This is a genomic window from Vibrio sp. 10N.261.55.A7, assembly GCF_002877365.1.
Classification (GTDB): domain Bacteria; phylum Pseudomonadota; class Gammaproteobacteria; order Enterobacterales; family Vibrionaceae; genus Vibrio.
Genome location: NZ_MCWZ01000026.1, coordinates 15851 through 42099 on the forward strand (window position 1 = coordinate 15851; position 26249 = coordinate 42099).

The 26249-nt window shown below is 45.0% G+C and carries 10 protein-coding genes; 9 read left to right on the plus strand and 1 reads right to left on the minus strand.

The genetic code is table 11. The annotated features are described in order from the left end of the window. The first annotated feature begins 576 nt into the window (after positions 1 to 576). The 6 genes from BCU12_RS02935 (at position 577) to BCU12_RS02960 (ending at position 21312) form a co-directional block, all read left to right on the plus strand. Positions 577 to 8412, plus strand: coding sequence for a type I polyketide synthase (locus BCU12_RS02935; RefSeq protein WP_102402895.1), 7836 nt, complete (start codon positions 577 to 579; stop codon positions 8410 to 8412). Beyond that, on the plus strand, positions 8412 to 10487 hold the full coding sequence (locus tag BCU12_RS02940) for a PfaB family protein (RefSeq protein WP_102402896.1): 2076 nt from the start codon (positions 8412 to 8414) through the stop codon (positions 10485 to 10487). The genes BCU12_RS02935 and BCU12_RS02940 overlap by 1 nt, the downstream gene beginning before the upstream one ends. After that, a complete protein-coding gene (locus tag BCU12_RS02945; protein ID WP_102402897.1) occupies positions 10484 to 16408 on the plus strand; it encodes a beta-ketoacyl synthase N-terminal-like domain-containing protein in 5925 nt (1974 codons plus the stop codon). Before BCU12_RS02940 ends, BCU12_RS02945 begins: the two co-directional genes overlap by 4 nt. 46 nt (positions 16409 to 16454) lie before the next feature. Next, on the plus strand, positions 16455 to 18092 hold the full coding sequence (gene pfaD / locus BCU12_RS02950) for an eicosapentaenoate synthase subunit PfaD (RefSeq protein WP_102402898.1): 1638 nt from the start codon (positions 16455 to 16457) through the stop codon (positions 18090 to 18092). Between the two features lie 196 nt (positions 18093 to 18288). Next, the gene (locus tag BCU12_RS02955) at positions 18289 to 18756 is read left to right on the plus strand and encodes an ASCH domain-containing protein (protein ID WP_198599238.1); all 468 of its coding nucleotides are present in this window, start codon (positions 18289 to 18291) and stop codon (positions 18754 to 18756) included. Positions 18757 to 19365: 609 nt separating this feature from the next. After that, positions 19366 to 21312, plus strand: a complete 1947-nt coding sequence (locus BCU12_RS02960) for an alkaline phosphatase D family protein (protein ID WP_102402920.1) — start codon at positions 19366 to 19368, stop codon at positions 21310 to 21312. 23 nt (positions 21313 to 21335) lie between these two features. Here BCU12_RS02960 and BCU12_RS02965 read toward each other — a convergent pair whose 3' ends face one another. Next, positions 21336 to 22247, minus strand: coding sequence for a LysR family transcriptional regulator (locus tag BCU12_RS02965; RefSeq protein ID WP_347231974.1), 912 nt, complete (start codon positions 22245 to 22247; stop codon positions 21336 to 21338). A gap of 305 nt (positions 22248 to 22552) precedes the next feature. Between BCU12_RS02965 and fabG the strand changes: the two genes are divergently transcribed. The 3 genes from fabG to BCU12_RS02980 all read left to right on the plus strand — a co-directional run bounded on the left by fabG (position 22553) and on the right by BCU12_RS02980 (position 26183). After that, complete coding sequence (gene fabG, locus BCU12_RS02970) at positions 22553 to 23287, plus strand: 3-oxoacyl-ACP reductase FabG (RefSeq protein WP_102402899.1); 735 nt, start codon at positions 22553 to 22555, stop codon at positions 23285 to 23287. A gap of 31 nt (positions 23288 to 23318) precedes the next feature. Beyond that, positions 23319 to 24524, plus strand: coding sequence for an acetyl-CoA C-acetyltransferase (locus BCU12_RS02975; protein ID WP_102402900.1), 1206 nt, complete (start codon positions 23319 to 23321; stop codon positions 24522 to 24524). A gap of 96 nt (positions 24525 to 24620) precedes the next feature. Beyond that, positions 24621 to 26183, plus strand: coding sequence for a CoA-transferase (locus BCU12_RS02980; protein WP_102402901.1), 1563 nt, complete (start codon positions 24621 to 24623; stop codon positions 26181 to 26183). Positions 26184 to 26249: the final 66 nt, after the last annotated feature.

Below are 26249 nucleotides of genomic sequence, written 5' to 3' on the forward strand. Positions count from 1 at the left end.
TCGGTTTAATTCGAAGATCAATCGGTAACTATTTGAGTAATAACTCTATTATTTCGGTGACTTGTAAATATCTGACCTAGATCTCATTATTGTCTTATTTAGTGTATTTACTCTATTTATGTGTTTTTATGCATTGTTTATCAATGGTTTAGAGTTTTAAGGTTGTCAATTAAGAAAGTCCATAGAAGTTTAACTGGTCTGAAGAGATCGCACAGGGAGGTTAGAGGATTGTATCGGCCTGTCACCTCGGGTAGCCTGCTCAACCATTAGTCTAATTAACCATTTAACATCGCAAATATCACTTTTGATTTTTGTTTAATCTTGGACAGGGTTTAATGGATATTGCAGTCACAGATAGAGCGTTAGTATTGAAACATAAACATTGCGTATGACACACATCTTTACCTGCATGTCATTCTACCTCGTTAACCCATTTTGTAACTGGTTGCACTCTCTTTGCAGCCTGACTTCCCCGCTGTGCCTTTATAAATCTAATACAGATTTTGTTTCTATTTACCTAAAAGACCAGCATCAAAACATGATACTGCACTCTGCAGTGTCCAGTGGAGACTCACAATGAGCCAACCTGAAACAACCAAGCCTGAATCTATCGACGATACTCGTCTTAATAAACGTCTTAAAGACATGCCAATTGCGATCGTTGGTATGGCGAGTATGTTTGCTAACTCCCGTTACTTGAATAAGTTTTGGGACTTAATCAGCGAAAAAATCGATGCTATTACTGAAGTTCCTGAGACTCACTGGCGTCCAGAAGACTACTATGATGCAGACAGAGCAACGCCAGATAAGTCGTACTGTAAGCGCGGTGGTTTCATTCCTGAAGTTGATTTCAACCCAATGGAATTTGGTCTTCCGCCAAATATCCTAGAGCTAACAGATACGTCGCAGCTGCTTTCTCTGATCGTTGCAAAAGAAGTCCTTGAAGATGCAAAACTTCCAGAAGGTTACGATCGCGATAAGATTGGTATTACGCTGGGTGTTGGTGGCGGTCAAAAGATTGCACAAAGCCTTAATGCTCGTCTGCAATACCCAGTATTGAAGAAAGTATTCAAGAGCAGTGGCATCAGCGATGAAGACAGCGAAATGCTGATCAAGAAGTTCCAAGATCAGTACATCCATTGGGAAGAGAACTCGTTCCCAGGTTCACTAGGTAATGTAATCTCAGGCCGTATTGCCAACCGTTTTGACCTAGGCGGGATTAACTGTGTGGTTGACGCAGCATGTGCAGGCTCTTTAGCCGCGATGCGTATGGCGTTGAGCGAGCTTGTTGAAGGCCGCAGTGAAATGATGATCACGGGTGGTGTTTGTACTGATAACTCACCAACCATGTACATGAGCTTCTCTAAGACGCCTGCATTTACCACGAACGAAACCATTCAACCGTTCGACATCGATTCAAAAGGTATGATGATCGGTGAAGGTATCGGTATGGTTGCGCTTAAGCGTCTTGAAGATGCAGTGCGTGATGGCGACAGAATTTACTCTGTGATCAAAGGGGTAGGTTCATCTTCTGACGGTAAGTTTAAGAGTATCTATGCACCACGCCCAGAAGGCCAAGCAAAAGCGCTGAAACGTGCTTACGATGATGCTGGTTTTGCACCGCACACTCTTGGTCTACTTGAAGCGCATGGTACAGGCACAGCGGCAGGTGATGTCGCAGAATTTGGTGGTTTAAACTCGGTTTTCAGTGAAGACAACGAGCAGAAGCAACACATCGCGCTAGGTTCGGTTAAATCGCAAATCGGTCATACTAAATCGACAGCAGGTACAGCGGGCCTTATTAAAGCGGCTCTTGCACTGCATCATAAAGTATTACCACCAACGATCAATGTGTCAGCTCCGAATCCTAAGCTAGACATCGAAAACTCTCCATTCTATTTGAACACTCAAACACGTCCTTGGATGCAGCGTGTTGACGGTACGCCACGTCGTGCTGGTATCAGCTCATTCGGTTTTGGTGGAACAAACTTCCACGTCGTTTTAGAAGAGTACACTCAAGAACATGCTCGTGGTGACAAGTACCGTCAACGTCAAGTTCCGCAGTCGTTCTTATTTAGTGCTGAAACACGTAGCGCGTTAGTTGCGAATTTGAATCAGGCAAAATCAACAATTTCAGACAGCACTGATCTAAGTAAATTAGCCGAAAACTACGCACTGCGCGAAATCGATGCATCTCACGCTCGTCTTGGTTTAGTGGCAAATGATCACGCTGACCTTGAAGCAAAGCTGACGAAAGCTGTTTCAATGATTGAAGCGCAAGACAAAGCACACTGGCAGCTGCCAAACGGAACCACTTTCCGTGAATCTGCGCTAACGGGCGATCACAAGGGCAATGGCAAAGTTGCAGCACTGTTTGCTGGTCAGGGCTCTCAATACCTAAACATGGGTCGAGAGCTTGCCTGTCATTACCCTGAGATGCGTCAACAATTGGCGAAAGCGGATCAGGTATTTGGTCAGCATAAGAAGACAGCGTTGTCTCAAGTGCTTTTCCCAATCCCTACATTCACTGCAGATGCAACTAAAGCTCAAGAAGCGGTACTAACCAATACTGCGAACGCTCAAAGCGCGATTGGTACTGTCTCTATGGGTCAGTTTGAAATAATGACTCAAGCGGGCTTTAAAGCAGACATGGTTGCAGGCCACAGCTTTGGTGAGCTAAGCGCGCTCTGTGCATCGGGTGTTATCTCCCAAGATGATTACTACCAACTGGCATTTGCTCGTGGCGACGCAATGGCAGCAACACCAGAAGAAGGTGACAGCGGTACAATGTACGCTGTGATCTTGGATGCTGATAAATTGGCGGATGTTGAAAGTTGTATTGCTGCCTTTGAAGGTGTGAGCATTGCTAATTACAACGCGCCAACTCAGCTTGTTATCGCTGGCCCAACAGAGGCGGCTAAACAAGCAGCGAATGCACTAACCGAGCAAGGCTTTAAAGCGATTGCTCTTCCTGTATCTGGTGCATTCCATACACCGTTGGTTGCTCATGCTCAAAAACCATTTGCATCTGCAATCGAAAAAGTCACGTTTAGCGCACCAACAGCACCGTTGTACTCAAATGCGACAGGTAAACTGCACGGTAAAGATGGCAAAGCGATTAAGAAAGCGTTTAAGCAACATATGCTGCAATCTGTTCATTTCAGTACTCAACTTGAAGAAATGTATAACGCGGGCGCACGTGTGTTTGTTGAGTTCGGACCGAAAAATATTCTGACCAAGCTAGTAGAAAAAACCTTAGCAGATAAGAGTGGTGAGCTTTGCACAATCAGCATCAACCCAAGCCCTAAAGGCGATAGCGATCAGCAGCTACGTTTAGCCGCTGTTCAATTGTGTGTTGCGGGTATCTCTCTTGAAAATGTTGATCCATACCAAGCGGATATCGCAGAGCCAGCGGTAGCGTCGCCAATGAACATCAAGTTGAATGCGACAAACTACATCAGCCCTTCAACTCGCAAGAAAATGGACACGTCATTGTCCACTGGTCAAGTGACTGAGAAGACTGAAATCGTTGAAGTGAAAGTTGAAGTCGAAAAGATTGTGGAAAAAGAAGTGATCAAAACAGAAGTAGTAGAAGTTCCTGTTGCTGTTGCTGTGGCAGCAGAGCAGGTACCAGCGACAGCACAAGTTGCGACTCAAGCAAATCCAGTTCAGGCATTTAACGTACAAGCTACGTCGCCTGTTTCTGTTGATGAGACGTCGTTACAGTCGTTCTTTAATGCCCAACAGCAAGCCGCTGAAGTACATCAGCAATTCTTAGCGATTCCTCAACAATATGGCGATACGTTTAATACGCTAATGTCTGAGCAAGCGAAAATGGCGACAGCAGGCGTTCCAGTTCCAGAAAGCCTACAACGTTCAATGGATATGTTCCATCAACACCAAACTGAAACGCTAAAGGCTCATGCACATTATTTAGAGATGCAAGCTCAAAGTAGTAATTCAGCATTAAGCGCTCTTGGCTCTCAAAGCGTAACGCCAGTAACGGTTTCTGCTTACACGCCAACGGTTGTTGCACAAGTTGTAGCACCAGAGGCAAAAACGCAGGTAGCTCCACAAACCGCTCCTGTTAAAACACAAGCTGCACCTGTTGTCGCGCAAGCGCCTAAGTCTGTAGCTCCAGTTGTTCAACAACAAGCTCCTCAAGCAATGGCAGCCAAGACTTCAGCACCTGCAATAGTGGCTCAAGCGGCTCCTGTACAAGTACAATCGGCTGATGCTGAAAAAGTCATGCTAGAAGTGGTTGCTGAGAAGACGGGCTATCCAACCGAGATGTTAGATCTTGATATGGATATGGAAGCAGATCTTGGCATCGACTCTATCAAACGTGTTGAGATTCTTGGAACGGTTCAAGATGAAATGCCAAGCCTTCCAGAGCTTAATCCAGAAGATCTAGCCGAGTGTCGTACGCTTGGTGAAATCGTTTCTTATATGAACACCAAAATGCCTTCAGGCGTTTCTGTAGAAAACAGCATGCCAGTTCAAGCTGCCCCTGTTTCAAATGGTTTAGTTGCCGCTAGTTCTTTGAGTGCTGAAAAAGTTCAAAAAACAATGCTTGAAGTGGTTGCTGAGAAAACGGGCTACCCGACAGAGATGCTTGATCTAGAAATGGATATGGAAGCAGACCTTGGTATCGATTCAATCAAGCGTGTAGAAATTCTAGGTACCGTTCAAGACGAGCTCCCAACACTGCCTGAGCTTAACCCTGAAGATTTAGCTGAGTGTCGCACACTGGGTGAAATCGTTAACTACATGAACAGCAAGTTATCTTCTGTTCCGACTGTTGTTGCAACAGCAGTTCCTACATCAGCACCAGTAGGAAGCGCTCTTAGCGCAGAGACAGTTCAAAAGACAATGCTAGAAGTGGTTGCTGAGAAAACGGGTTATCCAACAGAAATGCTTGATCTAGCGATGGATATGGAAGCAGACCTTGGTATCGACTCTATAAAGCGTGTTGAGATTCTAGGTACCGTTCAAGATGAACTACCAACGCTTCCAGAGCTTAACCCAGAAGATCTCGCTGAATGTCGTACTCTTGGTGAAATCGTCGCTTATATGAATAGTAAAGGCATGAACAGAAAATTATCTGCTGTATCTGTAGCGGCACCTGCTGCTCAACAAGTTCAAGTAGCATCGACAGGTGGACTTAACGCAGAGACCGTTCAAAAGACAATGCTCGAAGTGGTTGCTGAAAAAACGGGTTACCCAGTTGAGATGCTTGATTTAGCTATGGACATGGAAGCAGACCTTGGTATCGACTCAATTAAGCGGGTTGAAATTCTAGGTACTGTTCAAGACGAACTGCCAACGCTTCCAGAGCTTAACCCTGAAGATCTAGCAGAGTGTCGTACACTAGGCGAAATCGTTTCTTATATGAACAGTAAGCTTGGATCACCTGCTCTTGTAGAAGAAGCGGCAGTGGCGCAAACTGAAGCTGCTCCAACAACTAGCGGTTTAAACCCTGAACATGTTCAGTCAACAATGCTAGAAGTGGTTGCAGACAAAACAGGTTACCCAGCAGAAATGCTAGACCTAGCAATGGATATGGAAGCTGACTTAGGCATCGACTCAATTAAGCGTGTTGAAATTCTAGGTACGGTTCAAGATCAACTGCCAACGCTGCCAGAGCTTAACCCTGAAGATTTAGCAGAGTGTCGTACACTTGGTGAAATCGTTACTTATATGCAAGGCAAACTGTCTGCATCAGCGCCAGCCGCTAACGTTGAAAAAACTGCAACTCCAACAGTGGCACCGATTTCTGAATCAGTAGAGCTTCCACCACATAACGAGGTAGCGCTAAAAAAGCTACCTGCGGTAGATAAACTGGTCGACTGTTTTTCAAAAGACGCGTGTGTCGTGATCACCGATGATGGTCATAATGCAGGTGTTCTAGCAGAAAAGCTGACTGCTAACGGCGTTCAAGTTGCTGTAGTACGTAGTCCACTATCTGCCGCATCTCCACTAAACAGTGAAATCGCAAGCTACACGCTAGAAAGCATTGATGATGCAGGTGTAAGCTCTGTTATCAATTCTATTGAAGCAGACCTAAAATCTTCAAACAAAGTGATTGCAGGTTTTGTTCACCTACAAGCGTTAGTGAATTCGAAAGATGAGCAGTCGACGTCAGGCGTTAACTTGAATGTCGATTCTCAACTGTCATTTTCAATCGCGTTCTTATTCGCTAAGCACCTAAACAGCCAACTTAATACCGTATCTGGTCGTAGCGTGTTCTTCACACTAAGCCGTATCGATGGTGGTTTCGGTTACCTAGATCCAGAACAGTTGGTGAATGCAGAGCTAAACCAAGCAGCACTTTCAGGTTTAACAAAAACGTTGAGCCATGAATGGTCAAACGTGTTCTGTCGTGCGCTAGATGCAACGCTAGCACTTGATGCTCGTCACTTAGCTGAAGCAATTACCGCAGAGCTTTTCGACATTGATACAAATACTGTTGAAATTGGTCTTACGTCGACAGAGAACAGCGAAGCGGCTGAAGGTGAATCGGGTCGTGCAACCTTGATTGCAGCAGCTCCAGGTGAAGCTGTAACAAAAAATACAGCAGCAAAATTGGGTAAGAGCGACAAGGTTCTTGTTACTGGCGGCGCTAAAGGCGTCACTTTCGAGTGTGCTTTAACGCTAGCTAAACAGTGTCAATCTCACTTCATCTTAGCTGGTCGTAGTAAGCATGTTACTGCAAGTGAGCTTCCACAATGGGCTCAAGGTAAGCAAGAAAGCGAGCTAAAGCCTGCAGCAATTTCACATTTACAAGCGACAGGTGATAAACCAACACCTAAGAAAGTCGACGCGTTAATTAAGCCTGTATTAAGCAGCCTTGAAATCAATGCCGCACTAGCAGCGTTTAACGAAGTTGGCGCTAGCGCTGAATACCTAAGCCTTGATGTATCGAACAGTGAGTCAGTAGTAACTACACTGGCGAACTTCAATGACATCACAGGCTTGATTCACGGTGCAGGTGTACTGGCTGATAGACATATTCAAGACAAAACGCTAGATGAACTGAACATGGTTTACGGAACGAAAGTCGGCGGATTAGAAGCAGTACTTAGCGGTCTGGATAGCAGCAAGCTGAAGTTGATTGCGATGTTCTCATCAGCAGCAGGCTTTTACGGAAATACAGGGCAAAGCGATTACGCAATGTCGAATGAAATCCTGAACAAAGCAGCTCTGCAACTTTCTGCACGTAACCCAGAAGCAAAAGTCATGAGCTTTAACTGGGGGCCGTGGGATGGTGGTATGGTCAATGCCGCACTGAAAAAAATGTTCGAAGAGCGTGGTGTTTACGTGATTCCTCTACAGGCAGGTGCTGAACTGTTTAGTTCTCAACTGCTGAGCGAAACTGGCATTCAACTTCTTGTCGGTACAAGCATGCAAGGCGCTGAAGAGGGAGCTTCTGTAAAAAAGCTTAATGCGGAGTCTGTGCAAATTGCAAAGAGTCCGCTGAAAAAAAGCATCACTGTGACACGTATCCTTGATCCAAAGGCTCTGCCTTTTATCAAGGATCACTGCATTGCCGGTAACCCAGTGTTGCCGACAGTGTGTGCAATCCAATGGATGCGTGAAACAGCGCAGCAATTGATAGGGGCGAGCGTTAGCGTTCGCAACTACAAATTGCTCAAAGGCGTAATCTTTGACACTGATGAAGCACAAGAATTAACGGTGACGCTGTCACCTGTGGTATCTAAAACGGATTTGGAAGACGGCGTGATAAAAGCGTTGATCAGTTGCCAAGGTCGTCCGCAATACCAAACTGAATTGTTGGTTGCTGATGCTCAGATAGAGAGCGATGTACCTGCTTCATTAGTTAAGCATTTTAATGTTAGTTCAGCCTCAACAGTCGCGACTGCAGAAACGTTGTACAGTGATGGAACGTTATTTCACGGACCAACACTGCAAGGTATTAAGACTGTCGAACGTTTTGATGACGAAGGCTTATTAGCTCAATGTGAAATGCCGACAATTGTTGATAGTGACTGTGGCTCTTTCATAGCAAAAAATGGGTTTGGTGATAGCCAACCATTTACAGAAGACTATCTGCTGCAAGCAATGCTAGTTTGGGCTCGTCTAAAGTACGGTTCAGCAAGTCTTCCTTCTGCAATTGGCGAGATGATCTGTTACTCACCAATGCAATCAGGTGATAAAGGCTATTTAGAACTTGAAGTGATTAAGAGTACCGCTCGTTCATTGCAAGCGAATATTGCTCTTTACCACCAAGATGGTCGATTAAGTGCGGTTATGAATGGGGCAAAAGTGACCATCAGTAAAACGCTTAATGATGCCTTCTTAGCGAATCAGCCTGAAACTAAATCGGTATCGAAAAAGACAAAAAAGTCTAAGACAGCTGAGTCCAAGAAAACACAGGAGCTCTCCTCATAGTGACTGTTCCTTCTAATAAAGCGATGCCTTTGCGCATCGCTCTTTTAGCTCAGCCTGCAAATGCCGCTGGGCTTTCTGCCGAATTATTATCCTCACTGCCTACTGTTAAAAAAATAGTGGTCGGTGATGATTTCAATCTATCGATTAATAGCGCTATTGACGCGGTGACTCAAGGTCATGTCATTGAGTTAACGACAGCAGATATTCATGGCATGCCCGCCAATAGCATCTTCATGCTAAGTGCATTGAGTGCAGCGAAAAGCAAGATTCACCCGCATGCGTATTTTTCTGGTTTCAGTGAAAACAGCGACACGAAAATCGAGAGTGTCAAAAACGCACTCTCGCATGCTCGACGCCTATCTGAAGACCTCAGCTACGATCAAGATTTCGATACAACTTCTTCTACACAGCAGTTCGCCGAATTGTTTGCAGTCGTTACCGCCATTTCAGGTCGTACACTGAAAAATCGTTATTGGTTCACTGAGCAGAATAAAGCTCGCGTAGCTTCGCTAACGTTTAACAGTGGGAGTCTGGGCTCAACAAGCCTAATTTTGACTCAAGCGACGGGGCTGAAGCCCGCCAAACCATTACTTTCTGAAGAGAGAGTGATGTTTGTGATCAGTGGGTCAACTGAAATTGAACTTACGTCAGCATTGGCTCAGTTAAAAACGAAGCTAGCTAACGAAATATCAGCTTTGAATCTTGAAGCGCAACCCCAAGCATTGATTGATCTGATGCATTCGAACCTTAAACGGTTTGAGCTTAATGACTATGACGCCAATGCACTTGGCAATATCGTTATTCAAGCCGTTTCTGTTGAGAGTGCTATAAAAGAGATAACTGCAATAGAAGGGACACTTTCTAAAGTTATCGCAGAAAAATTGCACTATAAAACGCCTGCGGGAAGCTGCTTTTCACCAACACCAAACAGCAAAGGTGGTGTCACGTTTGTTTACCCGGGTGTTGGTACTGTCTATCCGGGCCTGCTTCAAGAATTTCATCACTATTTCCCACAGCTTTTTGCGCGTTTAGAGCGTGAAGGCGATTTAGAGGAAATGCTGCAAGCGAGTAAAACTTACGCTGATGAGCCGCAAGAGCTGTCATTGAGTGAACTTGCTATAGCGGGTGTCGGCAGTAGCTATATTCTAACTCAATTGTTGTGCCAGGACTTTGGCGTGAAACCGGACTTTGCGTTAGGTTACTCCAAAGGTGAAGCATCAATGTGGGCTAGTTTGGCAGTGTGGAAAAACCCGCATGCGCTGATAGAAATGACGCAAACCAGCCCTATCTTTACCACCGCGATTTCAGGTGAGTTAACGGCTGTGCGTCAAGATTGGAAACTCGGTGATAGTGAAGATATCAAGTGGAATAGCTTTGTCGTTCGTAGCGACTCCGCTTCTATTGAAGCGCTTTTACCTGAATTTCCACGTGCTTATCTAGCCATTATTCAAGGTGATACTTGTGTACTAGCAGGCTGTGAAGAGACATGCCGTGCATTACTTAAAAAGCTAGGCAAGCGTGGAATTGCGGCTAATCGAGTCACTGCGATGCATACGACTCCAGCCTGGAGCCAGCATGAGCAGATACGTGACTTCTACACTCAGCCCGTATTTGATGAACTGCCAGAGCATATTCGCTTTATCAGTGCCGCGGAAAATCGTCCGGTGGATATAGACAGTGAAAGTATCGCACTTTCTATTGCTGATACGTTTTGCTCGACATTAGATTTTACTTCATTGATTCGTAGCGCCCGTACACAGGGTGCTCGACTATTTGTAGAAGTAGGAGCCGATCGTCAAACCAGTACCTTAATCGATAAGATCAATCGCACCGACGAAGTTTCTCACGGGTACTGCACAGTTGCCAGTAATGCGAAAGGTGGCGAAGACATTACGACACTGATCAAGTGTATCGGTCAGCTAATCACTCATCAAATTCCTCTCTCTGTTACGCCACTTATTGAAGGGCTGGAACAGCAGATAAATGACGCGAAATACCAATGCCATTTATCAACGACACAAGGATTGTCGGTAACAGGTAGTGAAGCGAATAACCATCAAGGGGAGCCAGTATGAGTTCTCAATCAAACGCTTTAAAATGCAATAAAATTGCGATTGTCGGTATTGCTAATCAGTACCCACAATCAGATACGCCAAACGACTTTTGGCAAAATTTACTCGATAAAAAAGATTCTCGGACTACGTTAAGCGCAGAAAAGCTTGGCGCGACGCCGCAAGACTATCAAGGTGTTCAAGGTGAGTCTGACCGTTTCTACTGCGATAAGGGCGGTTACATTGAAAACTTTAACTTCGATAGTTCAGGTTACCGCGTAACGGAAGAGTCGTTCCAAGGCGTCGATCAAAGCTTTTTATGGGCTTTAGATACGAGCCGAAAAGCGCTAGTCGATGCTGGCGTCAATCTAAGTTCGGATGTGTTAGAACGCACCGGGGTTATTATGGGGGCGCTTTCGTTCCCAACAACTCGTTCAAACGATCTGTTTTTACCTATGTACCACTCAGTGGTAGAGAAGGCGCTGAAAACGAAGTTATCCAACGAGAACTTCCAGTTATTGCCTACCAATGAACAGCCTCAACCTCTTAATGCAATCAACGGGGCCGCCGCCCATAACGCGTCAAAGCTGGTTGCTGATGCATTGGGTCTTGGTAATGTTCAGTTAAGCCTAGACGCAGCCTGTGCAAGTTCGGTTTATTCACTGAAGCTTGCGTGTGATTACCTCAACACTGGTAAAGCTGACATGATGTTAGCGGGTGCCGTGTCTGGCGCCGATCCATTCTTCATCAACATGGGCTTTTCAATATTCCACGCTTATCCAGATCATGGCGTATCAGTGCCATTTGATAGCAACAGCAAAGGTCTATTCGCTGGTGAAGGCGCGGGCGTGTTAGTGCTAAAACGTCTTGCTGATGCTGAGCGTGATGGCGACAATATTTATGCTGTCGTTAGTGGTATCGGCTTATCAAACGACGGTCGTGGCCAGTTTGTATTGAGCCCAAACAGCAAAGGACAAGTTCAAGCATTTGAACGTGCTTACGAAACGTCAAATCTAACGCCAGAAAGCATTGAAGTGATTGAGTGTCATGCTACGGGTACGCCACTGGGTGACAAAGTAGAACTGACCTCTATGGAGCGCTTCTTTACGGATAAGTTGCAAGGTTCAAACGTACCGTTGATTGGTTCTGCTAAATCAAACCTTGGGCATTTGCTTACAGCGGCGGGTATGCCGGGGATCATGAAAATGATCTTTGCAATGAAAGAGGGTGTTTTACCGCCAAGTATTAATCTTGAAACGCCTTTATCTTCTCCGAATGGATTATTTGGCACACAAACTTTACCGAAACAAGTTCAGTCTTGGCCAGATAAGGCAGGCAACTCAGAGCGTTGTGCAGGGGTGTCCGTCTTTGGTTTTGGTGGTTGTAACGCTCACTTATTACTTGAAGCTTATTCAGAAACTGGCGCTGCTCAGGCTCCAGTAGTATCAAAGGCACAATCAGAAACATCCGCATTGAAGATCACTGGGCTTGCTTCTCATTTTGGCTCCCTAAAGAGTGTGTGCGAGTTTGATAGTGCAATCAAATCAAACTCAAATGCCTTCATTGAACTGCCGAAGAAACGTTGGAAAGGTTTAGATCAACACAAAGAGTTGTTAAGTAAGCTTGGTTTAGATGGCGTCCCAAGCGGCGCGTACATTGATCAGTTCGACCTTGATTTCTTACGCTTTAAAGTACCGCCAAATGAAGATGATCGTTTGATCTCTCAGCAGCTTTTGTTGATGAAAGTTGCCGATGAAGCGATTCGTGACGCCAAGTTAGAAGCTGGACAGAAAGTCGCTGTATTAGTGGCGATGGAAACTGAACTGGAAATGCATCAGTTCCGTGGACGTGTAAACTTGCACAGTCAGCTAGCTGATAGCCTTGAAAACATGGGCATTGATTTAACGGAAGCGGAATACAAATCGCTAGAAACCATTGCGATGGACAGTGTGATGGATGCGGCGAAGCTGAATCAGTACACCAGTTTCATTGGCAATATCATGGCGTCTCGAATTTCATCATTGTGGGATTTCAATGGACCAGCCTTCACTATTTCCGCTGCGGAGCAATCTGTTGCCCGTTGTGTCGATGTTGCTGAAAACCTAATGTCACAAGAATCAATCGACGCCGTTGTTATTGCCGCTGTTGATCTAAGTGGTAGTGCTGAACATGTATTACTACGAAACAGCATTACGCCAGTCGCTTTAACCGCCAACGTCCCTAGTTCAAAGAATTCGGGTTGGAAAGTCGGTGAGGGCGCTGGTGCGCTCGTTCTGGTCGACCAAGCTCACGCGGAATCAACCCAATGCGAAGCCTACGGCGAGATCAGTGCGTTAGCCTTTGGTTCTAGTCAACGTGAACACGTGGTGACTGACGAGCTACTGACACGCGTAGGAGTGAGTTCTAATGAGGTTTCACTGCTTGAGCTAAACGAAGCCGCGGAAAATAAAACGGCTAGCCAACTAACGAATACGTTAACTACTGCAACACCAATTCATGCGAGTGAGCGTGTTGGACATTGTTCATCTGCATCTGGTATGGCGAGCCTTATTCATGGTTTATTGAGCCTAAATGTTCAATCGCCTGTGAATGTAAGCGCACCGAAAAGAGCGGTTGTGGCGAACATCAGTGAAGGGCAGTGTTCTCAATTACTGTTAACCCAATCAAACGCTGAATCTCAATCTTTGAATGGACGTTTAAGTAATGAATTGCCAAGTGACAGTAAGCGTCAATTAGTTAAGTCAGTAGCGCTGGGTGGACGCGATATTTATCAACACATCACGGAAACACCGTTAGCTGGTTTGAATCAGATCCAGCAAAAGTCAGCGGGTAAATCTGCGAAGAGACAAGCAACGGTCGCGACATTAGCGCAATCGAATATTGTGACGCTACAACACGCTGAAGTTCCACTGCTAGAGACGGCACAGATTAATACGCCACAAGCTGCAACGGCACAGCCTTTACATTCTTCTGCAACTTTGGCGACGACTTCGCCGAATTCGATTACAGGTAATCACAGCAATATGACTACAGTCCTATCCGCTAAAGAGAACGCACCACAGGTTTCAGCGTTCAATCAAAATCAACAATTGACTCAAGAAGTGCACAAAGCGTTTCTACAGACTCGAGCTCAAGGTCTTCAAATAGCTGATGCACTACTAAAGGCGCAATTAAATGCCGTTACAACGGGTATTGATAATGCTCAGTTAAGCAGCAGTGTTCAAACATTGGAAATTCAAAACGGCGTGGCTAGCGCTCCTGTAACACAACCCGTGAATGTACTTTCTACTCCTGAAGAAACCGCACCAGAACAAGCAGCGTCTGTTAAGCCAGCTCTTAAACCATGTATTTGGAATTACGATGACTTAGTTGAATACGCTGAAGGTGACATTGCGAATGTATTCGGCCCTGATTATGCAATTATTGATAACTACTCTCGCCGTGTAAGACTGCCAACAACCGACTACCTTTTGGTATCTCGTGTAACCAAACTGAATGCGACAGTAAACGAATACAAGCCGAGTACAATGACAACGGAATACGATATTCCTGTTGATGCGCCTTACCTTGTTGATGGTCAAATCCCTTGGGCAGTGGCCGTAGAGTCAGGTCAATGTGACTTAATGCTTATCAGCTACTTAGGTATTGATTTTGAAAACAAAGGCGAGCGCGTATATCGTCTACTTGATTGTACGTTAACCTTCTTGGGTGACTTACCTCGTGGTGGCGATACGCTACGTTACGATATTTCAATCAATAGCTTTGCTCGTAATGGCGACACACTGCTGTTCTTCTTCTCTTACGAATGTTTCGTTGGCGATAAGATGATCCTGAAAATGGATAACGGCTGTGCAGGCTTCTTCACTGATGAAGAGCTAGCTGACGGCAAAGGCGTGATTCACACTGAAGACGAAATCAAGGCACGTAAATTGGCGACTAAACAGCATTTTGATCCAATCTTACACTGCCCTAAAACTCAGTTTGATAACCAATCACTGCGTCATCTTCTTACTGCAAACATTGCGGAATGTTTTGGCCCGACCCACCAATCCGATCGTCATCAACCTTCACTGTGCTTTAGCTCTGAGAAGTTTATGATGATTGAAAAGGTTAGCCGCGTTGAACCACAAGGAGGTACATGGGGACTTGGTCTAATTGAAGGTCACAAGCAACTAGAGCCTGAGCATTGGTACTTCCCATGCCACTTTAAAGATGACTCAGTAATGGCTGGCTCATTAATGGCAGAAGGCTGTGGCCAGTTGCTCCAGTTCTACATGATGCATTTAGGTATGCACACGTTAGTGCAGAACGGTCGTTTCCAACCGTTAGAAAATGCACCACAGCAAGTGCGCTGTCGTGGTCAAGTTCTCCCTCAATCTGCTGAACTAACGTACCGTATGGAAGTCACAGAAATTGGCTTAAGCCCACGTCCATACGCGAAAGCAAACATAGATATCCTGCTTAACGGGAAAGTCATTGTTGATTTCCAAAACTTGGGTGTGATGATTCGTGAAGACGAAGAGTGTACTCGTTACATTGGTTCTAGTGATTACGTAGTCACGGATGAGACTACGATTCCTTACGCAAAAAACACTTCAACGGTTTCTAGCTCAGTAAAAGCGGTTGTTGCAGATAAATCGATAAGCCAACAAGCGTCAGTAAATGCACCGCTAATGGCGCAGATCCCAGATCTAGACACTGCTCCAAATAAAGGTGTGATTCCACTACAGCACGTTGAAGCGCCAGAAACGCCTGATTACCCGAACCGCACTGCTGATACTGTACCGTTCACGCCTTATCATATGTTTGAATTCGCAACGGGCGATATTGAAAAATGTTTCGGCCCTGACTTCTCAATCTACCGAGGTATGATCCCGCCGCGTACTCCGTGTGGCGATCTGCAACTAACAACTCGTGTTGTTGATATCAAAGGTAAGCGTGGCGACTTCAAAAAGCCATCTTCGTGTATTGCGGAATATGAAGTACCTGCGAATGCTTGGTATTTTGACGAAAACAGCCATGAGTCATTGATGCCGTACTCGGTATTAATGGAGATTTCTCTTCAGCCAAACGGTTTCATTTCAGGCTACATGGGTACAACCCTTGGTTTCCCAGGTGAAGAGCTGTTCTTCCGTAACCTCGATGGTAGCGGCAAGATGCTGCGTAATGTCGATTTACGCGGTAAAACAATCACCAACGATTCTCGTCTACTTTCTACAGTCATGATGGGTACAAACATTGTTCAGAGCTTTAGCTTCGAGCTAAGTACTGATGGCGTTCCTTTCTACGAAGGTACAGCTGTATTTGGTTACTTCAAAGGCGCGGCGTTAAAAGATCAACTTGGTCTTGATAACGGTAAAGTGACTAAGCCTTGGCATGCAGATAATAATCGCACGCCGGATGTTACTATCGATCTTCTCGATAAAACTAGCCGCTATTTCAATGCACCAGTATCAGCAACAGGTGAAAAACAGCCACATTACCAACTAGCAGGCGGTCGTTTGAACTTCATTGATAACGTTCAAATTACGAGCGATGGTGGTAAGTCTGGTCTTGGTTACCTATACGCTGAGCGAACTATCGATCCAAGTGATTGGTTCTTCCAGTTCCACTTCCATCAAGATCCAGTAATGCCAGGTTCTCTAGGTGTTGAAGCGATTATTGAACTAATGCAGACCTACGCGCTTAATAAAGATCTAGGTGCTGGCTTCCGTAATCCTAAGTTTGGTCAAATCCAATCTGAAGTGAAATGGAAGTATCGTGGTCAGATTAACCCGTTGAACAAACAGATGTCTCTTGATGTACACATCACTGCAATCAAAGATGAAGACGGCAAGAAGATCATTGTTGGTGACGCGAACCTAAGTAAAGACGGTCTTCGTATCTACGAACTAAAAGACATCGCGATCTGTCTTCAAGAAGCCGACAGTATCGAAGAAGCGTAAGCCAAGCTCATGTTGATAAGAAAAAGAATTAGGAAGAAAAACTAAAATGACGACACAAATAACAATGAACAACGAAAAGCTTTCTCCGTGGCCTTGGCAGATTGAAGAGCGCACAACGCATTTCGATACAGCAGCAATGGCGACAGCACTTAAAGACATGAGTCTTGGTTGCTACGTTATTAATCACCCGGAAAAAGGCTTAGGCGTTAGCCAGAAAGCTGAAATTACATCTGGTGATAAGGCAAGTGCAGCAAACAGTCACCCAGTAAGTGCATTTGCTCCAGCGCTGGGTACGCAAAGTTTAGGCGATGAAGATTTCCGTCGCTGTCACGGTGTTAAGTATGCGTATTACGCAGGTGCAATGGCAAACGGCATCTCTTCTGAAGAGTTGGTTATTGCTCTTGGTAAAGCGGGTATTCTATGTTCGTTTGGCGCAGCAGGGCTTATTCCTTCGCGTGTAGAGCAGGCGATTAACCGTATTCAAGCGGCACTGCCAAACGGCCCTTACATGTTTAACTTGATCCACAGTCCGAGCGAACCAGCTCTAGAGCGTGGTAGCGTAGAGCTGTTTTTGAAGCATGGCGTCCACACCGTTGAAGCGTCAGCTTTCTTGGGTTTAACACCTCAAATCGTTCAATATCGTGCTGCGGGTTTGAGCCGTGATGCAAAAGGCGAGATCGAAATCGCTAACAAAGTGATCGCGAAAGTCAGCCGTACCGAAGTAGCCAGTAAGTTTATGCAACCTGCGCCAGTTAAAATGCTACAAGGTTTGGTTGATGAAGGTCGCATTACCGCAGAGCAAATGGAGCTAGCACAGCTTGTTCCTATGGCGGACGACATTACAGCAGAAGCGGATTCTGGTGGTCACACGGATAACCGTCCACTGGTTACGCTTCTACCGACAATTCTAGCGCTTAAAGACAAGATCCAAGCTGAATACAACTTTAAGACACCACTTCGAGTAGGTTGTGGTGGTGGTATTGGTACGCCGGACGCTGCACTTGCTACGTTCAACATGGGCGCAGCATACATTGTAACGGGTTCAATCAACCAAGCGTGTGTAGAAGCAGGGGCAAGTGAGCATACTCGCAAGCTACTTGCAACAACCGAGATGGCGGACGTCACCATGGCACCAGCGGCGGACATGTTTGAAATGGGTGTTAAGCTTCAAGTCGTTAAACGTGGAACCTTGTTCCCAATGCGCGCGAACAAGCTGTATGAGATTTACACACGTTACGACTCAATCGAAGCTATCCCTGTCGCAGAACGCGAGAAGCTTGAGAAACAAGTCTTCCGCTCTACGTTAGATGATATCTGGGCCGGTACGGTTGCCCACTTCAATGAACGTGACCCTAAACAGATCGAGCGTGCTGAGGGTAATCCTAAGCGTAAAATGGCACTGATCTTCCGTTGGTACTTAGGTTTATCTAGCCGTTGGTCAAATACGGGTGAACAGGGGCGTGAGATGGATTACCAAGTTTGGGCTGGCCCTGCGCTTGGGGCGTTCAATGAATGGGCGAAAGACAGCTACTTAGATGACTACACACAACGTAATGCAGTTGATCTAGCGAAACACTTGATGCACGGCGCTGCTTATCTTGCTCGTGTGAACCTGTTGACTGCTCAAGGCATTAAACTAGACCCTGAGTTAGCGCGTTGGACTCCGAGTCAAAGAATGGCTTAATGCTTATATAGCTCGCAGCTCAGTATAAACCTTAAGGCGACCATAATTCATGGTCGCCTTTTTAATACTTTAAATTACGACTGAGCCCTTAAATGCATCTTTCTACAGTATTTTGCCAAATGATTGGCATTACCCTAGTATACGAAACATAAAGACAGAGACTAAATCTACGGACAAGATAATGCTAGATTCAAACATGGATAAAAAGAGCCAACAATACTTAGAAAGCTACCTATCATCCCTCCCTGACAACGTGGCAAAGCGCTATCACTCTTTCAGTTCAGACTACTTCTGCGCAGACGAGTACAATGCCAACGTCTGTGCTGATCTCATTCTACGAGGTGAAAAACGCGCCTCTTGTAGCATGGAGTACTGGTACAGCAATGAAGGTGAAGCAATGCCCGAAGTAGGCCACTTGCAGGTAGTAACAGATTGGAATGGTAACCCGATCTGTATCATCGAAATTACGGAGGTTTCTTTGTGCAAATATAACGAAGTAACGGCTGATTTTGCGTCCGCAGAGGGCGAGGGTGACAAAACACTGGATTGGTGGCGAAAAGCACACTGGGATTTCTTTTCAAAAGAGTGCAGTGAGTTAAATATTCAACCGAAAGAAGACATGTTACTCGTCCTAGAGCATTTCAAAGTGGTGTTCCATGACTAAGTTTGTGATTCTCTTAATTGAAAGCAATAGCAACAAGAAAAAACAACGTTGCCTGGTTCAAAGGGTACACATTCGATAAGTAGATCGATGTCAATTCGCGTAAGTGGATTGCAATGAATCAAGAGCTTAGAATTTAATACTATTCTTTTATAACCCGATCTTTAGTGGAACCTCGCTCTTACAATGAGCAGTTAACAGGTGTTTTAAAGCACCGTCAATCTTGTTACAAAATTGTGTTTACCTATCGGTGATTTCTGTTCATGTTCAGTTATATACTGAGCTGATATAACTATAGTCACTTATAGTGTGCGACTAAAAACACATTGACGCCTTGAGAGCTGAAACCGGCTGACATGTGATTTAAGCGAAGCGAATCAAGTCGTTGAGTTATACAAACGGGCAAAATTATCTTTGGGTAACAAGTAGAACGAGAATAATAACGAATTTTGGGTTTGAGGTTCAGCAATTAAAAAATAGTTTTATTGCTGGCTGGTAGACAATTGAAATCTATAATATTGTCAGTGAATTATACGCAGTAAGGTTAGTTAAATAATGCATTCGGAGTCTTCTTCAGTTAACAATTCTTTGGGTCAACACCATTCCCAGTCGATGTCCAGCGTGTCTCTTCCACTGATCCTAGCTGGCCCTATCCTCCGAAAATGCACAAAAAATGAAATTACGCTTTGGCTGTCAGTATCGTCCAAGCTCTCGGGGCAATTTGAGTTATTCAAACGAAATGAAACAACGCCATTCTTTACGCACGATCTCGAACTCGGTAAGCACATTCAAGTTGGGGAAAGGGCCTGGGTTTATCAACTCAATGTGCAAGGCGATTTTCCTACCGATACGCCACTAGAATATGAAATTTCTACCGCTGACGGAAAGCTGAATGAACTTGTCTCTGATCTCATGTACGAGTCCGAAACGAGGCCGCAATTCGAAATCAAAAGTAAAGCCGACTATGTTCTGCATGGTTCATGCAGAAACCCTCATTATCCTAGCCAAGATGCGTTAGTGACCGCCGATAGAAAAATAGCGGATCTACCGATTGAAAAGAGGCCATCGCTACTAATGATGAGCGGAGACCAAATCTACGCTGACCATGTTGCTGGGCCAACCTTAGATGCCATACAGCAGGTCATTCAACTACTTGGTTTGTATGACGAAGAGTTCGAAGATGCGCCGGTAAAAAGTGCTATCGAGCTCTATAGTAACGAGAGCAATTTTTATACTCGAGACAAGATCTTGCCTCAGTACCTTGACGGTGGAGAAGGGGTATTAAGCCGCCATGCAGGGTTCAAAAACTGGTTGACTCGTAAAGTGCCGGTATTCAGTTCGAGAGAATCTGGCAACCATCTAATTTCACTTGCTGAATTTGTTTCAATGTATCTGCTTGTTTGGTCACCCACCTTATGGCGTTTCGTCGATCATAAAGCGCTGCAGAAGAACCAATTTAAACATGGTGGAAAAGAGCTTGCCCCTAAATGGCAAAAGCTATGGCACGAAGAGCTGTCACCAATAGAGGGTTTTGTTGAGGGGTTACCTAACGTTCGTCGCTTACTAGCGCATATACCCACTTATATGATCTTCGACGATCACGACGTGACCGATGATTGGAACTTAACTCGCGGATGGGAGCAAGCGGCGTATCAGCACGCGTTCTCGAACCGTATCATTGGAAACGCGTTAATCGGGTATTGGTTATTCCAAGGGTGGGGAAACGAGCCACAGCGCTTCAGTGAGGAATTCATAGGCGATGTTAAAGGGGTATTCGACGAGAGAAGTCTCGAACAACACAAGACTTTAATAGCTAAGCTATACAAATTCGAGCAGTGGCATTACACCATAGAAACGACACCCAAAATGTTGGTGCTCGACACAAGAACCCGTCGCTGGCGATCGGAATCTAAAATGAACAAGCCGTCAGGGCTTATGGACTGGGAAGCACTGACTGAATTACAACAGTCACTCCTAAATGAACCCGCTGTTGTTATCGTTTCACCAGCCCCCATTTTTGGCGTTAAGTTTATTGAAGCTCTACAAAAGGGAATGACGACCATTGGCCAGCCGTTATTGATTGATGCTGAAAACTGGATGGCGCATCCTGGGTCTGCCAATACACTGCTCAGTATATTTACTCACTCTAAAACGCCATCGAATTTCGTTATTTTGTCTGGTGATGTTCACTATTCGTTTGCGTATGACATTCGCCTTCGTTTTAGCAAAAGCAGCCCAAGTATTTATCAGATAACGGCGAGTGGAATAAAGAACGAATTCCCTGATCCACTTTTGAAGATATGCGATGTGTTAGACCGAGCATTATATAGCCCAAGATCGCCACTTAACTGGTTTACAAAGCGAAAGAACTTAAAGGTGTACAAGCGTGACCCTAACTATTGTGGAGAACGAAGACTGGTCAACAAGAGCTCGATAGGCGAACTCTACTTAGATGAAAGCGGTAGGCCCTCTACTATCCAAATTTTACTTGCTGAAGGTGATACTGTCACTTTTCCTGAGATCAAAAACTTAAGACAGAAACTAAGCCTAAGTAGCTGATTATAAATTAAGAATGGAATTTCTTAAATTGAGCTGCGCAGTTCCTTTGTCCTCTTTATTAGAAAATCTTTGAAGTCTAGGCATCGCTCAGGCATTTGATTTCGACGTTTGTAATAAAGACTCAGTTCGAATTCGCTTTTGACGTATTCGTTTAGAATCGAAACAAGCGTGCCATTCTTAAGCTCATGACTTACCAGCTTCTTTGGAAGGTACGCGACTCCACACCCCTGCATAGCAACGGTTTTAACAAATTCGCTGTTTTCTATTTCAACGGTTTGGGCAATTTCTACCGTTGTTATCTCGCCATCCTTTTCGAACTGCCATCGGTTTCCCCCAACAAGAGTCGACGTGTAGAGACAGTTGTGATGTTGCAAGTCATCGGGGGTTTCAGGCTCGTTATATTGAGCGATATAGTCTGGAGAGCAGCAGGCCACTAACGGATATTTCAGTAATACTCGTTTACTGAGTAAGCTGTCTTTCTCTCTATGACCTTGATAGGTCGCGTGTGCTTTTATTGAAAAATCGACGTCTTTGACGTGGTCAACTTCTAAGGCCGTTTCCATGATTTTAAAGGTGGCTTTCGGATTCAAAACAAGATACTCCCCAACAATCTTACTTAAGAATCGTTGTGAAAATAGAGGAGTCGCCGCAATTCTAATGACACCACCCATGCTCTTCTCGTGGTTTTGTATCTCGGTATAAATATCAGTCGCCTCAGCACTTAGCTGACTAAAGCGTTCGAATAGCTTTTGCCCTGAATCCGTCGTTTTTATCGCTCTGGTTGAGCGCAGTAACAAACTTACTCCAAGCTCGTCTTCTAGTTCTTTAATCCAGCGACTACCAGCAGAGCTCGAAATGCCAAAATTCTTAGCACCGTCCGTTATCGATTGAGTCTTAACAACCTCGACAAAAAAAGCAGTTTTATCCAACAGCATGATAGGCCTTTGCAATCCGATATCTCAATATTGAATTTCATAATCCCATATACAGGAATTAAAAACCTGATAATGGGCTAAATGTTTGAGCTGAGTAACGCGTAAAGCCCTAAAAGAATAATGATGAAACAACGTATCTATCTGATATTTAATCATTAATTCAAGTCAATAAGACGAATTAAATCATCCGTTCGTGATTGGCATCTTTAGCATTTCAGTGTTTGAGCAGATTCGAATGAATTGCTATACCTATCTCATATCATTCGTATCTAAAACACGTAAACCTTAAGGAAGAGGCAATAACTATGTTATCCAACAAGATTTGTATAGTGACGGGCGCGGCGCAAGGGATTGGGAAAACCATCGTCGAGCGTTTTGCAAAAGAAGGGGCCGCTTGTGTTTACGCTTGCGATGTGAATGTTGGCAACATGGAAGAGTCATACTCGAAAGATAAAAACATAGCCGTCAGACAACTTAATGTCTGTGACAGGCAAGCAATACAAACATTGATTGAGACAATCACGCAAGAACACGGACGCGTTGATGTTTTGGTTAACAATGCTGGCGTAACACGAGACAACCTAATTGACCGCATGACAGAAGAAGATTGGGATATCGTCTTAGATGTAAATCTAAAAGGGGTTTTTAACATGACCCAAGCGATAGCGCCTCTCATGATAGAGAACAATTCTGGTTCAGTGATTACAATGTCTTCCGTCGTTGGAACAGATGGCAACATAGGCCAAAGCAATTACGCGGCGACGAAGGGCGGAGTGATTGCAATGACAAAAGGCTGGGCGAAGGAGTTTGCACGTAAAGGCGCGCAGGTGAGAGCCAATTGTGTGGCCCCTGGTTTTATTGAAACACCGATGACGAAAGATCTCCCGGAAAAAGTGCTGGAACATATGAAGAACAAAACGCCGCTAGCACGCATGGGAACGAGTACTGACATCGCAAACGGGGTGACATTTCTTGCGAGTGAACAGTCAAGTTTTATCACCGGACAAACATTAAAGATTGATGGCGGCTTGGTTATTTAATAGCCGTGTTTGGTTTATATAGGGATTTATAATGACTCGAGTTTTCATAGTTGGGGCAAAACGTACGCCTATTGGTCGTTTCGGTGGCAGCCTTTCAGATGTCTCTGCTGCAAAGCTTGGTGGCATTTCAATATCCGCCGCGCTTTTGCAAAGTAACGTACCAGCAAACCAAATTGACGAAGTTATCGTAGGAAATGTCCTTTCAGCTGGACAAGGTATGGGTCCAGCTCGGCAGGCTTCAGTACACGCCAATATTCCCCATGAGGTGCCAGCGTTTACTTTAAACATGATCTGCGGATCGGGTATGAAGACAATCGTGGATGCGTCTAGCAAAATAAAATGTGGTGATGCGAATATTGTTGTAGCGGCGGGTATGGAAAATATGTCTCAAGCGCCTTACATACTGGACGCTAAGAATCGCTTTGGTTCGAAAATGGGCCATCAAGAGGTGAAAGATAGCCTTATCAAAGATGGGTTAACCGATGCATTTCATGGTTATCACATGGGCGTTACCGCCGAAAATGTCGCGTCGTATCATAAGATCACTCGAGAAGAGCAAGATAGATTTGCTCTCCGTAGCCAACACCGCGCATTAGACGCAATAGAATCACAACGATTTGAAAATGAGATTGTCGCGGTGGAAATAGAAAATCGTGGTTCGACGGTGTTATTTTCACACGATGAATACCCTCGAGAGACGACGACTTTTGCAACACTGTCCAAGCTGAAGCCTGCATTCGATAAAGCAGGTACGGTCACTGCGGGGAATGCGTCTGGCATTAATGATGGCAGCGCTGCCTTTGTTCTCGCGTCTGAACATGTCATCGATGAACTGTCGTTGGAGCCTATCGCCGAGGTTATTTCTTATGGACAGGGTGGCGTTGACCCATCGGTAATGGGATTAGGACCTGTACCCGCGATCAGACAGGCGCTCAAACGGGCAAGCCTTCAACTCACTGATATGGACTTACTAGAACTCAATGAGGCATTCAGTGCTCAAGCATTAGGAGTGATGAAAGCCTTGGCCGAAGAACATGATGTAACCATGGACTGGTTTGATGACAAGACCAACCTAAACGGGGGCGCTATTGCGCTAGGTCACCCACTCGGAGCGTCTGGTGGCCGAATATTAGTAACGCTTCTCTATGAGATGATTAGACAGGATAAGAAACTGGGGTTGGCGTCACTGTGCATCGGCGGAGGTATGGGGACGGCTGTCATCTTAAAACGCCCCTAACTCTTTCTGCTCAACGTTATATCGCTGTGAGCAATTAGTGGATCCCGCATTCGTTTATTTAGTGTTTATGTAGTCAACATAGCAAAAGGTTAAACCATGTCGAAAGTTCAACAACTTACGCCCAAACAAGCCGCAGAACTCATTAACGATGGGGATAAAGTCGTGTTGGGTGGTTTCATCGGTGCCGTGGTACCCGAGGCACTTGAAAGAGCCGTTGGCGAGCGTTTTGTGACGACTGGCCATCCAAAGAATTTAGATCTTATATTTGCTGCAGGACAGGGGGATGGTAAAGGGAAAGCGGTCGATCATTTGTCCCATGAAGGCATGGTTAAACATGCCATTGGTGGGCACTGGGGACTCATACCTCGATTACAAAAACTGGCTAATGACGGGAAAATCACCGGTTTCAATCTTCCTCAGGGCATTATCTGCCAGTTATTTCGAGATTCAGCGGCAGGTAAGCCGGGTTGTATTAGCCATGTTGGTCTAGGTACTTTCGTCGACCCAAGAATAGAAGGCGGGAAAATCAACACGCAGACAAAAGAGGATCGCGTTCGTTTAATGGAAGTATCAGGGCAAGAATTTCTTTTTTATTCACGGTTAGATGGCGATGTAGCCTTGCTACGTGGAACAACGGCTGACGAAAACGGAAACATCTCAATGGAAGATGAATGTTTGGTGCTTGAAAATCTCGCGATTGCTCAACTTGTACATAACGGCGGTGGAAAGGTGATTGTTCAAGTTAAAAAGATTGTGCCTACAGGTGAACTTACTCCGCACACGGTTAGAATTCCGGGAATCTTTGTCGATGCGGTTGTTATCTCGACACCAGAGACGCACATGCAAACATTCGAAGAGCCAATGAATCCTGCGTACGTCGGGAGAGGAGCGGCGTCGGATCTTAAACGACAAGTCCCGACTCCACGACCATTAGATGCAAAAAAGATCATTGCACGAAGAGCAGCAATAGAGCTGAAAAAGGGAGCGATTGTCAATTATGGTATTGGCGCACCAGAAGTCATTGCCGAGGTGACAGACGAAGAAGGTATAAGCGATTCTATCATTAGTACCGTAGAGCCGGGTGCGATAGGCGGAACTCCATCAGGAGGACTATCGTTTGGCGCTTCTGCTTTTCCTGAGGCCATTATTACACAAGATCAAATGTTTGATTTTTATGATGGGGGCGGGTTAGATCAGGCATTTTTAGGTTTAGCCGAAACCGATACTAAGGGAGATATCAACGTATCGAAATTTGGGTCTAAAATTGCTGGTTGCGGTGGATTTATCAACATAACCCAAAACGCGAAACAAGTGTTTTTCTGCGGCACATTCACCGCTGGACGCAGTGAAATCTACGCTGAAAACGGCGCCCTAACGATCGTTGAAGATGGGCCTATCGACAAATTTATAGAACAAGTGCAACAAATCACATTTTCGTCTGACACTGCAAGGTCAAACCAAAAGCCTGTTATGTATATAACGGAAAGGGCAGTCTTCAAACTCACTGAATCTACAATCGAACTTGTTGAAATTGCCCCTGGGATTGACCTAGAAAAACATGTGTTAGCACGGATGCAATTCAGGCCAAAAATTAGCATGGTTCTCAAACTCATGGAAACAAGAATATTTGTAGAGGAGGAGATGGGGCTTACCTTATAAACCAAGTCGATAGACCAAACGTCATTTCTCTTTCACTTCTTAAAGTGGATACGCCCAGTAGAATCA